The following is a 16,227-nucleotide window of genomic DNA, read 5'->3' as shown; positions in this document are numbered from 1 at the left end:
CTACCCACCGGTAGCTTGCTCTCGCTCCACAGAGCCCAAGTCCCCTTTGGGTGGCTCGTGCGTGTTCCTTCCAGGCCACGAAGGCGAGGGTGCATGTCCACATTCGAGCGTGTGCGCGACAAGGTCCTACCGGTGGCGCTGATGGCGACCCTGATGGGTCTCACCGGCGGCCTGACGGCGGGCGGATCGGCCGGCGCGGCGCCGGCGGCCCCGGTGGCCGCCGCGTTGTCCCCCCAACTGGAGGCGATCCGGCAGGCCGAGGCCCGGGCGCTGTACGGGAACCCCGGGATCAAGCCGTTGGCCGAGCGCAAGACCTCGCTGATCTCGCTCGGCGACAGCGAGATCGCCGGCGAGGGCGTCGGCGTGTACGAACCCGGCACCGACGGTCCGGACAACTGGTGCCATCGGTCGCCGGACGCGGCCATCCACCGGACCGGGATCCCGACCGACGTGACGTACAACGTCGCGTGCTCGGGGGCGTCCACGGTCAACATCCGGATCGGCGGCAACAAGCAGTACGCAGACGAACTCGTGCAGTCCGACAACCTGGCGATCAAGGCGCGCAATACCCGCGTACGGCTGATCCTGCTGGTGGCGGGCGCCAACGACGACATCCAGTTCGGCCCGACCATGACCGACTGTGTGACCAGGCGGGTGTTCTTCCAGGGCGAGTGCTACGGCACCTACCAGGCCGGGTGGCAGGCGCGGGCGGACGCGATGCGGCCCAAGGTCGAGCAGACGGTCCGCGACCTGAAGACCACGATGGCGGACGCCGGCTACCAGAGCGGCGACTACAAGCTGGTGCTGATGGGATACCCGTCGCCGATCGCCGGGGACGTCGAGGACAACCCCGACTTCCCCGGGTGGTACCGCGGCGGTTGTGTCGGCTACCTGCGCGACGCGGCGTGGGGACGCAACGAGGCGGTGCCGATCTTCGAGCGGGCCGAGCGGCAGGCCGCGGCGAACACCGGCGTGACCTACCTGGACAACTCGCGGCTGTTCCACGGCCACGAGGTCTGTACCGACAACACCTGGGCGCGCGGGCTGTGGATCGCCGGGCCGGACATCTTCGACGAGAACACCACCCGGCAGAGCTTCCACCCCAACAACCGGGGCCACCTGGCCTTCGCGTCCTGCCTCACCCAGCTCTACGACTCGGGGTGGAACCAGGCGAGTTGCGCGGACTCGGCAAGCACCGGAGCGACCACCCTGTACCAGGGCGTGCTCAGTGCCGACTTCCGGCAATTGCGCAACGAGGGCACCGGATTGTGCGCCGACACGTACGGCTTCTCGTCGCGCAACAACACCCCGGTGGATCTGTGGCCCTGTCACGGCGGGCGCAACCAGGGCTTCTGGTACGACGCCGCGAACCAGTCGCTGCACTCCGAACTCAGCCAGGACCGGTGTGTGGATCCGCTTGGCGGCGGGCGCACCCCGGGCACCGCGCTCGGGTTGTGGAACTGCACCGGCAGCGGCAACCAGCGCTTCGTCGAGGTCGCGGGCACGCTGCGGCCGGCGGACACCCAGTCGTTGTGCGTCGCGGCGGCATCGGCGGCGGAGGCGACGTTGGGCGCCCGGCTCGTGTTGGCCGGATGCGACGGATCGGCGGGGCAGCGCTGGGTGAAGGAGCCCGCGCAGTCGGTGCGCTTCGCGGAACTCAAGGCCGGCGGCACCGCCAAGTGCCTGGACGTGGACGGCGGCACGATGACCGCCGGGCGCGCCGTGCTGGCCTGGGACTGCACCGGCAACAACAACCAGAAGTGGTGGCGCAACCCCGCCACCGGTCAGGTGCACAGCCTCAAGGACCCGGCGTTCTGCCTGGACAACCGAGGGGCCACGGCGGCGGGCGCGGGGATGGGCATCTGGCGCTGCGACGAGGCGCAGGGTGCGTATCTGAACAACCTGCGCTTCGACGTGGACGCGGACGGCCGACTGGTCAGCCGGGTCTCCGGTCTGGTCGCGACCGCACCGGCGGGCAACGGCGCGATCACCCAGCAGATGGTCGGCACCTCTGCCGCGCAGCGCTGGACGGCGGGCGCCTCGGTGCCGCTGCCGTACTCGGTGATTCCGTACGACGCCTACTGATCGCGGCCTCGCGGCCTCGCGGGATCGCCGGATCGAGCACGCGGCCTCCGCCCGGAACACGGGCGGGGGCCGCGGCACGTCGGGGGTCGGTCCAGCGCGGACCGTCCGCTTGGGCCGGTGGGGTGCCGAACTCGACTCGTACGGCGCAGCGGCCGGTCGCGGCCCGGATCCGGGGTCGGCCGGGGTCAGTCGACGTCCTTGCGGAAGCGGTCGATCTCGCGCCGGGGCCCGCCGTCGATCTCGCGCCCGCGCTGCTCCTTGCGGCGCTTCGCCTTGACCACCACGCCGCCCATGATCGCCAGGCCCTTGATCACCACGACCGGTGCGCGCGGGTCGTCGGTGTACTGCTCGTGCACCTCGAAGCCGCCCATGAAGCCGAATCCGTGGTCGCGGACGGTGACGCCCTCCGGGATCCGGATGTCGATGCCACCCCAGAGCGTGAAGACGTTGATCACCAACTCGGGTTCGTCGAACACCGCGTCGGTGAGGTCGATGTCCACACCGCCCATCACCGCGACCGCGTTCAGCTTCGCCCCCGCGCGCCAGCGGCCCTTGCGGGTCGAACTGCTCCAGAACGCGAACATGTTCGACCGGGCCGGGCGCGGCGCCACCGAGTTGGCCGCCGCGGGCTCGTAGCCGACCGGGGCCGGTGCCGGGAGATCGGCGATGAGCGGTTCGAGTTGGCGCAGCGTCTTCGCGGCCAGCGCGGCGTCCACCCGCTCTGCGTGTTCGTCGGCGGTCAAGCGGCCTTCCGCGAGCGCGTCCCGCAATACGTTCACGTAGCGGTCGCGGTCGGCGTCGGAGGCCCGCAGCTCGGGGGTGGGCGGCTGGGCTCGACGCTCTGGGCTGTTGTCCACGAGGTAAATCTAGCCCGGGGGTGCATCGGCCGGGAGTACGGAGCGGGCGAGCAGCCGGACCGCTTCGCGCAGTCGGTCGGGGGAGAGCCCTGCGTAACCGATGATCACGGCGGGCGGGCCGGGCGCGAACGCGCGCAGATCGGCCATCGGTTCCACCCGCACACCGTGCTCGCGGGCCCGGCGCACGGTGGCCGACTCGTCCGATCCGGGCGGGAGTTCCACGCACAGGTGGATGCCGGCGGAGATGCCGTGCACGCGCGCGGCCGGCAGGTGCTCGGCGACGGCCTCGGCCACCGCGTCGCGCCGGATCCGGTAGTGCGCGCGCATCGCCCGCAGGTGGCGCTCGTAGGCACCGGTGGCCAGCATCCGGACCAGGGTCAACTGGGGCAGCGTGGCCGAGCCGAGGTCGGCGTTGGTCTTGAGGTCGTGGATCCACTCGATCAGCGGGGCCGGCAGCACCGCCCAGCCCAGCCGCATGCCCGGCGCGAGCGCCTTGCTGGTCGAGCCCAAGTGCACCACCCGGTCCGGGGCCAGCCCCTGGAGGCAACCGACCGGGTCGCGGTCGTAGCGGAACTCGGCGTCGTAGTCGTCCTCCACGATCAGCCCGTCGTGCTCTCGTGCCCACGCGACCAGGGCCGCGCGGCGGCGCGGCGACAACACCACGCCGGTGGGGTACTGGTGGGCCGGGGTGACCAGCACCGCGCGGGCACCGGTGCGGGCCAGCGCCTCGACGTCGATGCCCTCGGCGTCGGTGCGCGCGTACGCGACGGTCAGGCCGTGGGTGGTGAAGATGCCCCGCTGGCGGTCGCTGGAGGGGTCCTCCACCGCGAGCACGTCCCGGCCGAGCCGGCGCAGCGCCTGGGAGACCAGGGACAGGCCCTGAGCCACGCCGTTGACCACCACGATGTGCTCGGGCCGGGCCTGCGCGGCGCGTACCCGACCCAGGTAGTCGGCCAACGCGGCGCGCAACTCGCTCGCGCCGGACGGGCCGGGGTAGTCGAACGCGGTGTGCGGCGCGGTGTGCAGCACATGCCGCGTCGCGGCCGACCACGCCGCGCGCGGGAACGCGGACAGGTCCGGGACGCCGGGCTTGAGATCGTGGGTGATCGGGACCGCCGGCCCCGCGTCGCCCGCGTCCGCCGGTTGCGGCGCCGTGCACGCCGAGGTGACCCGGGTGCCCGATCCGTGCCGCGAGCTCAGATAGCCCTCGGCGACCAGTTGCTCGTACGCGTCGACCACCATGCCCCGGGAGACGCCCAGGCTCTCCGCCAGCGCGCGGGTGGACGGCATCCGGAAGCCGGCCGGAAGTCGACCCGAGCGGATCGCCGTGCGCAGGCCCGACTGCACCTGGGCGCCGAGCCGGCCGGCCGATCGGTCGAGGTGGACGAGGAGTTCGCGCACTGGGGATACCTGCCCCTCGGGGTTCGCCGGATCGGATCGAGTCGGTCGGTGGTCTCGCGGCATGCCCGGGGAGGGGCGAACGTCGGGGGCCGGCACCGGGTGGTCCGTCGGCGATCCGGAATTGGTCCGGTTTCCCGACCCGGAAGTGGCTCTGCCGGGGAAGCCACCCGCTGCCTAACGTTACGTCACATGAAGTCATCCGCGATGTCACCCCGCTCGATCGGCCTGGTCTGCGCGGCGTCCGCGCAGGGGTTGATCGGCGCCGCCGCCGGGGTCTCCGCCGTGTTGTCGGACTATCCCGTGACCGGCGGTCAGATGCTCCGCTACGCGGTGGCCGCGCTCGTGCTGTTCGCGGTGCTGCGGCTGCGCCGGATCCCGTTGTTGCGCCCGACCCGGCGTGAACTGGTCCGGCTGGGACTGCTCTCGTTGTGCGGGCAGACCCTGTTCAACCTGTTCCTGTTCGCCGCGCTGGACCGGGCGGATCCGGCCACGGTGGGCAGCATCCTGGGCGCCACACCGCTGCTGCTGGTACTGGCCGCGCCGCTGTCGGGTGGGCGGCGGCCGAGTCGGTCGGTACTGGTCGCCTCGATCGTGGTGGTCGCGGGGGCGGCGGTGGTGCAGGGGTTCGGCGGCGGGACGGCGGCGGGCCTGGTCTTCGCGTGCGGGGTGGCGCTGTGCGAGATGGGCTTCACGCTGATCGCGGTGCCGCTGCTGCCCCGACTGGGGGCCTGGCGGATCGCCGCCTACGCCACCGCGATGGCGATTCCGCAGATGCTCGTGGTCGGGATGTTCACCGACGGGACCGAGCTGATCCGGATGCCGTCGGGGACCGAGCTCGCCGCGCTGCTCTACCTCGCGCTGCCGCTCACCGCCGGCGCGTTCCTGCTGTGGTACTCGGCACTGGCCCGGATCGAACCGGAGCGGGCCGGGCTGTTCATGGGCCTGGTGCCGGTGACGGCGGCGCTGTCGGGCCTGGCCCTGGGCACCGGCGCGCCCACCTGGGCACAGTTCGGCGGTGCGCTGCTGGTCGGCGTGGGCGTGGTCCTGGGCATGCGCGCCGAACGCGGCGGCAGCATCGAACCCGAACCCGAAACCGGCCCGGTCCGGGAGCCGGCCGGGCAAATCCCGCTGCCGGCGACCTCGAAGCCGTGATCGGTTCGGGGCCGCTCTACCCTGGACGAGGCCCCGTACCGGATGAGCACCGCATGAGTGAGGATCACGATGCCCGCCCCTGAGAACACCTTCAGCGCCTACACGGATCTGCTGCCGCTGGGGGAGGACACCACGCCGTACCGGCTGCTGACCGCCGATGGCGTGTCCACGTTCGAGGCGGGTGGGCGTCGGTTCCTCAATGTCGACCCCGAGGCGATGACGCTGCTCGCCCGGACCGCGATGCGGGACATCTCGCACCTGCTGCGCCCCGGGCACCTGGCCCAGGTCGCGCGGATCCTGGAGGACCCCGAGGCGTCGGCCAACGACCGCTTCGTCGCGCTCGACCTGCTCAAGAACGCCAACATCGCGGCCGGCGGCGTGCTGCCGATGTGTCAGGACACCGGCACCGCGATCGTGATGGGCAAGCGCGGCCAGCACGTGCTCACCGACGGGCGGGACGAGGAGCACCTGTCCCGCGGCATCTCCAACGCGTACACCGAGCTGAACCTGCGCTACTCGCAGATGGCCCCGCTGACCATGTGGGACGAGAAGAACACCGGCAACAACCTGCCCGCCCAGATCGAGCTGTACGCGACGCCGGGCGAGGCGTACAAGTTCCTGTTCATGGCCAAGGGCGGCGGCAGCGCCAACAAGTCGTACCTGTACCAGGAGACCAAGGCCGTCCTGAACCCGCAGAGCATGCTGCGCTTCCTGGACGAGAAGATCCGCTCGCTGGGCACCGCGGCCTGCCCGCCGTACCACCTGGCGATCGTGGTCGGCGGCACCAGCGCCGAGCACGCGCTCAAGACCGCGAAGTACGCCTCCACCCGCTACCTGGACACGCTGCCCGGCCAGGGATCGGCGCTGGGCCACGGCTTCCGCGACGTCGAGTTCGAGGCCGAGGTGTTGAAGCTGACCCAGCAGATGGGCATCGGCGCGCAGTTCGGCGGCAAGTACTTCTGCCACGACGTGCGGGTGATCCGGCTGCCCCGGCACGGCGCGTCCTGCCCGGTGGCGATCGCGGTGTCCTGCTCGGCCGACCGCCAGGCGCTGGCCAAGATCACCGCCGAGGGCGTGTTCCTGGAGGAGCTGGAGACCGACCCGGCCAAGTACCTCCCGGACACCACGCACGAGGACCTGGACGACACCGTCGTGCAGATCGACCTCAACCGGCCGATGAGCGAGATCCGCGCCGAGCTGTCCAAGTACCCGGTCAAGACCCGGCTGTCGCTGACCGGCCCGGTCGTCGTCGCGCGCGACATCGCGCACGCGAAGATCAAGGAACTGCTCGACGCGGGCCGGCCGATGCCGCAGTACCTGCGCGACCACGCGGTGTACTACGCGGGCCCGGCCAAGACCCCCGAGGGCTACGCGTCGGGCTCGTTCGGCCCGACCACGGCAGGCCGGATGGACTCCTACGTCGAGCAGTTCCAGGCGGCGGGCGGCTCGTTCGTGATGCTGGCCAAGGGCAACCGCAGCAAGCAGGTCACCGACGCGTGCAAGACGCACGGCGGCTTCTACCTCGGCTCGATCGGCGGCCCGGCGGCGCGGCTGGCGCAGGACTGCATCAAGAAGGTCGAGGTGCTGGAGTACCCGGAGTTGGGCATGGAGGCGGTCTGGAAGATCGAGGTCGAGGACTTCCCGGCCTTCATCGTGGTCGACGACAAGGGCCAGGACTTCTTCGGCCAGCTGGAACCATCGCAAACCTTGATCAACCGCATCCCGGTGCGCAAGCCGTAGCGCTCCCACCGCACGCCAGGCGTCGCTCAGACCACGCTTGGACCTCTCGCCCCCGGCCATGCGTCGGGGGCGTTGTGCTTGGGTCAGTGGCCCGTGCGGTGAACCAGGATGTCTCGCAGGCGATGCGTCGTCATCGCCGCCGGTCCCGGACCGCGTCAGTGGGTTGGCCTCGGTCGCTGCCCGTCCCCACCTGGTTGCGCCAGCGGCGTAGCGTTGTGCTACGGCACCACACTTCGACAGGTGAGGGCGATGGCGGGGAACCTCGGGGACAACGTCAGGAAGTACCGGCGCGTGGCCGGATGGAGTCAGGAACAGTTGGCGGAAGCCGCCGGGCTTGCGACATCGACCGTGGCCAAGGTCGAACGAGGCGGGGACGTCAAGATTGCGACCCTTCATCTACTTGCTCGCGCCCTGGACGTGACGACTTCGGCCCTGTTTGCTGCGTCCGTTCCCAAGCCTGTGCGGAACGAAGAGGGGACACGAGTCCACCTGATCGAACTGAGGCAGGCAATCACGCCCCCGATCGGCCTGTTCAATTCAACTCCCACGACGGAAATCACGACAGAGATATTGACTGGCACGCGGAGGCGGATTGAGGAAGCACACGCGTCGTATCATGGAGATCGATACCATTCGATTGCCCTGGAGTTGCCCAGTATCTTGCGGTCGGTGCAGCATCCATTAGAAGTCTCTGATGATCTACAAGCAGAGTTCATTCCAGTTCGTATCAGCGGTCTGTATTTGGCAGGCAAGTATCTGACCCAAGTCAGGCAATATGACCTTGCCTATCATGTGCTTTCAGAAGGAATTCGAGAAGCTCGCGCACTGGATCAGAGGCTTCTTGCAGCTACAGGCGTGGTGGGCATGTGTTGGTTGCTGCTACGACAGGGACGCTTCGACGAGTGTGAGCGCCTCGCATCGGTCACGGCCGATGCCATAGAGCCTCAAATTTCCAAAGCAACCCCGGAACATCTTGCAGTATGGGGCGAGCTATTGCAGCGGATCGCGTCGGCGGCCGTCCGCAACAATAAGCCAGATGTCGCACGAGACGCCCGACGGTTGGCTGTTACGGCAGCGAGTGCCATCGACGCAGAACACACCGACTATCGGACCCATTGGGCTTCATTCGGACCTCTCACGGCTGCAATGAAGACCGTGGAGGATCTCTCTATTATTGGTGATCATCGGTCGGTTCTCAGACGAGTGGAAGATTCACCACTTGGCAGCATCAAAGCAATCAGGCGCCTAGGGAAACCCACTCCTAATAATTGGAACCGACACCGTTTGGATGTGGCGCACGCGCACGCAGCCTTGGGTGATCATCGAGAGGCAATGGACGAACTCATCGGCATTCGCCGCGAGTCTCCCGAGTGGGTCAAGCACCAGGGGATGGCCCGTGATGTCATGGGAGACATCCTGCACGGGCGCAAGCGCACTCTTACGAGTGACATGCGGGAGATGGCTTCCTACCTGCACGTTACCGGCTAACCAGTGCGCTGCGCGATGGTTAGAAACGATCATGACCAGGATCGTTGCGCCGACGCTCTGGTTGCGCGTATGACCTGTTCCTAGGGTCACGAGGAATACCAACCAAGAAGAGTCTTGGGGGACTCGTGACCGATCAAGAGAAGCAGCAAACAGCACGCCTACAAGCCATTCAGAAGTCCGACAGGATTACGATTGGAAAGACTCACGGAGTCTTTCCGACAACTCCGGAAAGCGCGTCGAAGGCGCGCCACGACGTAGCAGAAATGATGACCCGAAGCGGGATGATGGGCGATCTCTCCAGCGACGTCGAGCTTGTGACGACAGAGCTGGTCGGAAACGTTCTCAGGCATTCCGGCTCACCGGACTTCGCCGTCCTTGCGTACGCCCTGGAAGACATTCCCCAGACCGGTTGGGAAAGCCCTGGGGGAATCGTCTTGCTCATGGTAACCGATCGGGGAAATGCCGGGGAGCGCCACGAGTACGTCAACTATGTGCGAGGAGAAGCGTCGGAGTTTCTTCCGAGGAAGACGAACTCTCGGCGGGGATTGGCGGTCGTCGACTTCCTTTCCTCACATTGGGAGGTGTCGTTCTGTAGCCTGCGGAAACGAACCATGGGCCCGCCGAGGTGTCCCGACCACGGAATCAAAGTGGACCACACTACGGTCTCCGTGATGTGGTACATCGAGAAGACGGACGCCGGTGTCTGGCGGCGACGGTAACGGATAGCGTCATATTGCAGCGACGTGCTATTGCCTCCGCCCAAGCAGGGCGGGGGTATCGCTGCATTCAGAAGCAGAATATACCAAGAATCAGCAGTTTCTCCACCCTGACGCTAAGGGCAGATGCCCTGTGCCGCAAAGGTTAAGCAGCCCAATACTGCCCAGGATGGAAAAGTCCCAGACCCGTACGTTGTTAGGCGACAGCCCTCCTGCGGGTTCCCATTTTTGCGCCAGTGGGTATTACCCCCAGGGTGCGCGAGGATTCAAATTCGGAATCAAGTCGAAGCTTTTCGATGATTGATTCGGAGTGTCGGCAGGCAGCGCGCTCGACCCGTTGGTCGAGCCGTCAAGGCGTGACCTGGACAGATGTCGAGACAGGCCGACCGTAGCGGGCGGTGTCCATGACAGATGCAGCAAGGCCCTGACGGGCTCATGAGAGGCAGGACGGAACAGACCAGGGGCAGGCCGAGGCGGACTGTCAGACGGCCACACAGAGCCACCAGGACGCGAGGCAGGGAGCATCTGGTCCGACAGGCCGGAGCGAAGTGGACAGGGTCACGGTCTACGCACAGTCACACGCGTCGGTGTCCCACAAACGAAGGTCTGCGAGACACACATCAGGGTCGAGTGCGATGCGAACACATGTACACCTGGTGACGTCTCAAATCTCGTGACCGATTTCTACGTCTCACTACTGACGCTAGACACCGTTTCTGATACGGTCTGGTGTCGTGGCACTCATCGGATACGGACGCGTCAGCGGCAAGAGCCAGAACCCCGCCCACCAGGAGGACGCCTTGAAGGCGGCCGGCTGTGAGCGCATGTTCATCGACACCGCATCGGGGAAGTTGGCCTCACGGCCGGAGCTGGACAAGTGCCGGGCCTTCCTGCGCCCCGGCGACACCCTCGTGATCACACGCCTTGACCGGTTGGGCCGATCTCTCTCACACCTCATCGAGCTGGTTGCGGAGTTGGGTGCAGCGGGGATTGATCTGAAGGTCACGGAGCAGAGCATTGACACGACGTCGCCGGGTGGGCGACTCGTCTTCCACATGATTGCTGCGGTGGCAGAGTTCCAAAGAGAGCTGATTGTCGAGAACACCAGGGACGGACTTGAGTCGGCCCGTGCCCGGGGACGCGTCGGCGGTCGGAAACCGAAAATGACACAGACACAGATTCAGTTGGCACGTCGGATGTACGACGCGAAAGGCCACACTGTGCAAGAGATTGCCGACGTGTTCGGCGTCGGCAGGGCAACCATCTACCGGCACCTGGGTAAGGGCGCGCCGGCGGGAGCCGACACTCAGGAAGTCACTGCCTGACAAGCACATAGGAAAGGGACGCCCCGGATGGGGCATCCTTGAATCTCTGAGCAGTCTCCTCCCGCCCTTGCGGGCGCGCGTACTGGTCTCTTGCTACGCCCTGAACTGTCGGCCTCTCGGACAGGCGTACAGCCTGTCGCGTTGCGACTGCCGACGCGACGAAGGAGTGTCACTGCCAGTACGGCACCTAGAAAGGTGCCGGGCCACTGGACTGTTCAGGAGCACTCCTGTCCCAGTAGTCCGGCGGCATGTGGCCGCCGTACATCTCAAACACTTCCCTGCTTGCCTGCGAAGCTTCCCGAGCTTCGCTGTACACCCTGAAGAGCCTTCTACTATTGCCGGGACGCTTACGGCGTCCCAGCTTCCTACCTGTAGTGGTAGCTGTTTCCGACGGACTCCGAAGGGAGTCCGGGGCAGTGTCTGTGTCAGGAGTAGTGGGGCTCCATCGAAGGGAGCCAGTACTAGTAGTAGTACTTATATTGTGTGCCTCCGGGAGCACACTTCCGCTCGCGTTGCCAAGCCCGAAGGGCACGGCAAGGTCATAAACCTTGACGCGCTTGACCTTCCTGCCGGTGTCCATCAACCACCCGGCGGCCACCAGTCCGCCGATGTGCTTACTGATCGTTGCCCGATCACAGTTCCGATGCTCTGCAATCGTGGACGTCGACGGACGCACGTCCGTCCCCGTTGCAAAGTCGCCGTAGAGCGACAGGGTCACCCCTGTGAGCTTGAGATGATCTGGCGCGTCGGATGTGAGAAGAGCCCTGCGCCATTCATGTTCCGTCGCCCCTGACGAGCCCGCACGTCGCTCGGTCGCCTGATCGGTAACCACCTGGATTCCCTCCCCAAACGTGAGAGAACCCCGCCACTGCCTACCGCGACGGGGTCCTCACATTCCAGCTATGAAGTTGTCAGCGCGGCGCCATCTGACGTACGCCGATACACCGCGTCAATCATTAGTGAGAGCGTGCCTTCCGTCTATCCATTGCGCAACCATGTTGGGGTCGAACTCCATCAGATCCCGCGTACGTTCGTACGGGATGCCCATGCGTTTCGCATTCTTTTCCACCCAGGTGACACTGACGCCCAGATGGTCAGCGAGATCCATGACATGCCAAGTAGAACGCACGGGAGCCCCCAGCTATATTCAGTTGTATACGACTCGCTCTAGCCTACTCTGGGAGGTGGTTCGGAGGCACCATTAGAAAGTCGAGTGACACCGTTCCTGTCTTCTATCCTTGACCACGCCGCCTTCTGCCAGGGAGGTTCTCCGTCATTTCCCAGACTGGCCAACTAATCTGTTTGGGGAGTTTCAGTCCGGCACGCTCGGCCAAGAGGGGCATATTCGGAACGCGAACTTGTACCTTGCCCGGCGAGTCTGCATCGGCCGGGAGGATCGAAATTTCGATCTCGTGTCGCTGAAGGAAAACGCGCTTCTGTTCATCGTCCATTTCGGACCAGACGTCACGGTAGATGCGCCCCGTGTCGATATAGGCAGGCGCAGCTTCGGCGCTGGCGATCGAGTTGGTGAGGCTGGAAACCTTGGAGCTCAGCGGAGCATGCATGCGCCAGTAGGATTCTTCTTGTCCGTCTCCGTCGTAACGGCCTGCCAAGAAGTCTGCTTCGAGGCGTGCGAGCCTTGCCTTTGCGGTGGCGTGCTCGACCTTGATTTCAGAGATTCTATTGACAGCTTTCTCCACGACTGGGAACTCGCCGATGGCGTCCACCAGAACCTGATTGATCACGTTGTCGAGATCGTCGCGCCGTACCCGGGCGGGCTTATCGCACATGCCGGTCTGGATGGCATTGCAGGCGTAGTAGTGATAATCGCGTGCTGCGCCTGCGCGATACTTCCTTGAGGAAGACATTCGACTTTGGCACCCGCCGCACACTGAAACGCCGCCTAGCATTGAGCGGGAGGGAATGGCGCGCATTGCGCGTTTATTGGTTTCAAGTCCCGCCACGAAATCAGCCCATTCGGTGTATGGCATGATTGGCTCGGAAGTGATCGGGATAGGGTTCCCCTCATCGTCTTCTACAAGCGTTCCCTTGTAGGTGTAGTACCCTCCGATGGTTGGATTCTTGACGCACGCAAGAACGGTATTGGATGTCCACTGGATTCCACGTGGCTCTTGATCCTGGAGGACTCTAAGGCGGTCGCGCCAGGTAAGAACGCCACGCTTGTTGTAATCCAGAGCAATTTTGTAACTCGACCAATCGCCTTTCAGGCGATCGATCATCTCGACTGCGAGCTTGGCATATTCACTTTCCTGAACGAGGACTTTCCCCCCGCCTTCGAGCCTTTGGAACTGATAGCCAAACGGAAGGACGCCGCCGACCCACACGCCCTTTTGGAGGCGTGCCAGAGAGCCGGAAAGGGCGCGGGCGCGAATGGTATCCAATTCGCCTTCGGCGAAAGCTGCGATGATCTGGGCGAACATTTTGCCCATGGGGGTGGACATGTCGATGCCCTCGGTCACCGACACGATGACCTTGCTATTCGCGATACACCACTCGTGTAGCTCGGAGAAGTGGGCAGATCGCCGGGTCAGGCGATCGAGCTTCCACACGGCGATGACGTCCCACTCGTCGGCGCGTTCGTTGAACCACGGCCCCAACTCCGGCCGTCGGAAGGGATGTAGGCCGCCGGACACGTCCAGATCCACGGCCCAGCCCACGATGACGCCGTTGATTGCCGGGCCGTTGGCCCAGTGGCTCACGCCATCCTTCTGCTTCTCCGCCGACGTGCTGTCGTCGCTGGTGACGCTGACACGCAGAGCGCCTAAGACCCTCGGATGTTCGATCATGCACGGCAACATACCGATGTTCCAGTCAGAGGAACAATAGACAGGACTTCTTCGCCGACGTCACCACGCCGACCTTCCAGATCAACAAGCGCGCGTGAGCCGATCGGCCCGGGGACGAGCGTCCCCGGGCCGATCCGTGGCGCGTGGCGGCGCTCACCCGGTGACGGATGCGTGAGCGCGCTCACCAGGTGACGGACGCGTTGCCGACCATGGCGACGAGCCGGACCGCCGGGCACGACCCGGCGGGGCTGCCGGCGGCCGGTTCCGCTCGGTCAGCGCACGGTGCTCGGGCTGCCGGCGGGCTCGGCCACAGTCGTGGACATGACGACGACACACGCACCCGACGGCACCGCGGGCCGGCTCGACAGCGCCGCCGACCCATCCCGAACGGCCCTGCGCCTGACCGACGTTCGCAAGACCTATGGCACCGGGGACAACCTGGTGACCGCGCTCGACGGGGTCTGTCTCGCGCTGCCGGCCGGCACCTTCACCGCGGTGATGGGCCCGTCCGGCTCCGGCAAGAGCACGCTGCTCCAGTGCGCCGCGGGCCTGGACCTGCCGGACACCGGCACGGTGCACGTGGACGGCGAGCCGCTCGCCCACGGCGGCGAGGCCGCGCTGACGAGGTTCCGGCGTGAGCGGATCGGCTTCGTCTTCCAGCAGTTCAACCTGCTCCCCACGCTGACCGTGTTGGAGAACACGGTGCTGCCGCTGCGGCTGGCCGGGCGGCGCGTGGACCGGGCCGCGGCGGTCGCGGTACTGACCCGGATCGGCCTGGGCGAGCGACTGGACCACCTGCCCGCGCAACTCTCCGGCGGCCAGCAGCAGCGGGTGGCGATCGCCCGGGCCCTGGTGACCCGGCCCAAGGTGGTGTTCGCGGACGAGCCGACCGGAGCGCTGGACACCCGCAGCGCGCGGGACGTGCTCGGGCTGCTCCAGGAGGCGGTGACCGGGCACGGACAAACGCTCGTGATGGTCACCCACGACCCGGTGGCCGCCGCCTACGCGGACTCGGTGCTGTTCCTGGCCGACGGGCGGATCGTCGGCCGGCTGCCGCAGCCCACCGCCGACGCGGTGGCCGCTCGGATGACCCGGCTCGCGGACCGGGCCTCGGGCTGAGATTCCCGCCCCGTCCTGTTCCGCCGTCCTGCTTGTCCCGGCCGCGTCGCGCGTCGACCGTCCCGAAGGGTCCTCGATCATGTTTCGGCTTGCCTGGCGCTCGCTGCGCCAACGCTCCGGCGCCTTCGCCGCGAGCTTCCTCGCGATGTTCCTCGGCGCGGCCATCCTGATGAGCTTCGCCTCGATGCTGGATACCGCACGCGGACCGGGCGTCGACGCCGCGAGCGAGGAGACGTTGTCCAACATGGGCACCATCGTCGGCGGCTGGGGGCTGCTGCTCGTGGTGTTCGCGGTCACCTCGACGCTGACCATGGCGGTCCGGCAACGGGCCGCGGAGACCGCGCTGCTCAAGAGCGTCGGCGCCACCCCCGCGCAGATCGGCCGGATGATCGTCGGCGAGACGCTCGTGCTCGCGGTCCTGGCCGCGACGCTCGCGGCGCCGGTCGGCGCGCTCGGCGGCAGCACGCTGTTGTCCCTGCTGCGCGACACCGACCAGGTCGCGGGCGGCGTGGACTACGCCTTCGGCGGCACGGCGCTCGGCATGGGATACGGCATCACCGTGCCGGCCTCGGTGTTCGCCGCGCTGCTGACCACCCGACGGGCCACCCGGGTGCGGGTCGCCGCGGCGACCACCGACGCGCAGGTCGACGACGGGCGGATGGGCCGGGGCCGGATCGTCGCCGGGACGCTGGCACTCGTGGTGTCCGTGTCGCTCGCGCTGACCACCGTGACGGTGATGCACGGCAAGGGCAGCGACGCGATGCAGAGCGCCGGTTCGGCCTCGATCTTCGCCTCGATCGCCCTCGCGCTGTTCGCGCCCTGGCTGATCCGGCGAATCACCGCGCTGATCGCCGGACCGCTGGAGCGCCGCGGTGTGGTGGGCCACCTGGTGGTCGCCAACCTGCGGCGACGCGGTACGCAGTTCGCCGGCGCGCTCGCGCCGATCATCCTGTTCGTCGGGATCGGTACGGGGACGTTCGCCCTGGTCGACATCGACAACGCCGCGCTGGCGACCGAGGGACTGGCCAAGACCAACGAACAGCGCAACATCGAGACGCTCAACTTCGTCGTGGTCGGCATGATCGTGCTCTTCGCCTGCATCCTGCTGATCAACGCGCTGGTCGCGACCGTGAAGCACCGCCGCGTCGAGTTCGGCCAGGCCCGGCTCGCCGGTGCGGAGCGGCGTCAACTGCTGGCCGTCGTCGCCGTCGAGGGCGCGGTGTTGACCGTGGCCGGCGTCGGCCTCGGCATCCTGGCCGGTCTGGCCACGATCGTGCCGTTCGACTACGCCCGCACCGACACCCTGTCGCCGACCGTCGCACCGTGGATCTGGCCCGTGTTCGCACTGGTCGCGGGGGTGGTCACGCTGTCGGCCGCGGTCGGTACGGCGCGCCGCACGATGCGCGGCCGGGCGATGGAGGCGATCACCGGCTGAGCGGACGCGCGGTGGTCGGGACGGACACGGTGGGGTCCCGGGCCCGGCCGGAGCACGGGGACGTACGGCGGGGACGGTCGCTCGGGCGGCCGTCCCCGCTTC

Annotated in this window: 11 protein-coding genes; 8 read left to right on the top strand and 3 right to left on the bottom strand. The window is 67.0% G+C overall.

Features of this window, described 5'->3' with window-relative positions:
- Positions 1-93: 93 nt before the first annotated feature.
- Positions 94-2,085, top strand: coding sequence for a ricin-type beta-trefoil lectin domain protein (locus OG948_RS15065; RefSeq protein WP_406296964.1), 1,992 nt, complete (start codon positions 94-96; stop codon positions 2,083-2,085).
- Positions 2,086-2,270: 185 nt separating this feature from the next.
- Here OG948_RS15065 and OG948_RS15060 read toward each other — a convergent pair whose 3' ends face one another.
- The gene (locus OG948_RS15060; protein ID WP_406296962.1) at positions 2,271-2,942 is read right to left on the bottom strand and encodes a DUF1707 domain-containing protein; all 672 of its coding nucleotides are present in this window, start codon (positions 2,940-2,942) and stop codon (positions 2,271-2,273) included.
- A 9-nt stretch (positions 2,943-2,951) separates the two neighbouring features.
- Positions 2,952-4,343 carry a PLP-dependent aminotransferase family protein gene (locus tag OG948_RS15055; RefSeq protein ID WP_406296961.1) on the bottom strand — a complete coding sequence of 464 codons (1,392 nt, stop codon included), beginning with the start codon at positions 4,341-4,343 and terminating at the stop codon, positions 2,952-2,954.
- A 189-nt stretch (positions 4,344-4,532) separates the two neighbouring features.
- Between OG948_RS15055 and OG948_RS15050 the strand changes: the two genes are divergently transcribed.
- The 5 genes from OG948_RS15050 to OG948_RS15030 all read left to right on the top strand — a co-directional run bounded on the left by OG948_RS15050 (position 4,533) and on the right by OG948_RS15030 (position 10,764).
- Positions 4,533-5,495 carry a DMT family transporter gene (locus OG948_RS15050; protein ID WP_406296959.1) on the top strand — a complete coding sequence of 321 codons (963 nt, stop codon included), beginning with the start codon at positions 4,533-4,535 and terminating at the stop codon, positions 5,493-5,495.
- A gap of 69 nt (positions 5,496-5,564) precedes the next feature.
- Positions 5,565-7,235 carry a fumarate hydratase gene (locus OG948_RS15045; protein WP_406296957.1) on the top strand — a complete coding sequence of 557 codons (1,671 nt, stop codon included), beginning with the start codon at positions 5,565-5,567 and terminating at the stop codon, positions 7,233-7,235.
- 249 nt (positions 7,236-7,484) lie between these two features.
- Positions 7,485-8,723 carry a helix-turn-helix domain-containing protein gene (locus OG948_RS15040; RefSeq protein ID WP_406296955.1) on the top strand — a complete coding sequence of 413 codons (1,239 nt, stop codon included), beginning with the start codon at positions 7,485-7,487 and terminating at the stop codon, positions 8,721-8,723.
- Between the two features lie 125 nt (positions 8,724-8,848).
- Positions 8,849-9,442, top strand: coding sequence for an ATP-binding protein (locus tag OG948_RS15035; protein ID WP_406296954.1), 594 nt, complete (start codon positions 8,849-8,851; stop codon positions 9,440-9,442).
- A 731-nt stretch (positions 9,443-10,173) separates the two neighbouring features.
- Complete coding sequence (locus OG948_RS15030) at positions 10,174-10,764, top strand: recombinase family protein (RefSeq protein WP_406296953.1); 591 nt, start codon at positions 10,174-10,176, stop codon at positions 10,762-10,764.
- A 1,232-nt stretch (positions 10,765-11,996) separates the two neighbouring features.
- Here the strand turns inward: OG948_RS15030 and OG948_RS15025 are convergent.
- Positions 11,997-13,571 (bottom strand): recombinase family protein, encoded by a 1,575-nt coding sequence (locus OG948_RS15025; RefSeq protein WP_406296951.1) that lies wholly within the window; start codon positions 13,569-13,571, stop codon positions 11,997-11,999.
- A gap of 321 nt (positions 13,572-13,892) precedes the next feature.
- Here OG948_RS15025 and OG948_RS15020 point away from each other — a divergent pair, with 321 nt between their 5' ends.
- Positions 13,893-14,690, top strand: coding sequence for an ABC transporter ATP-binding protein (locus tag OG948_RS15020; protein ID WP_406296949.1), 798 nt, complete (start codon positions 13,893-13,895; stop codon positions 14,688-14,690).
- Positions 14,691-14,769: 79 nt separating this feature from the next.
- Positions 14,770-16,125, top strand: a complete 1,356-nt coding sequence (locus OG948_RS15015; RefSeq protein WP_406296948.1) for an FtsX-like permease family protein — start codon at positions 14,770-14,772, stop codon at positions 16,123-16,125.
- Positions 16,126-16,227: the final 102 nt, after the last annotated feature.

The organism is Embleya sp. NBC_00888 (assembly GCF_045207655.1).
Lineage (GTDB): Bacteria > Actinomycetota > Actinomycetes > Streptomycetales > Streptomycetaceae > Embleya.
Note: the sequence above shows the minus strand (reverse complement) of the source record. Positions and strands in the feature narration are given on the sequence as shown.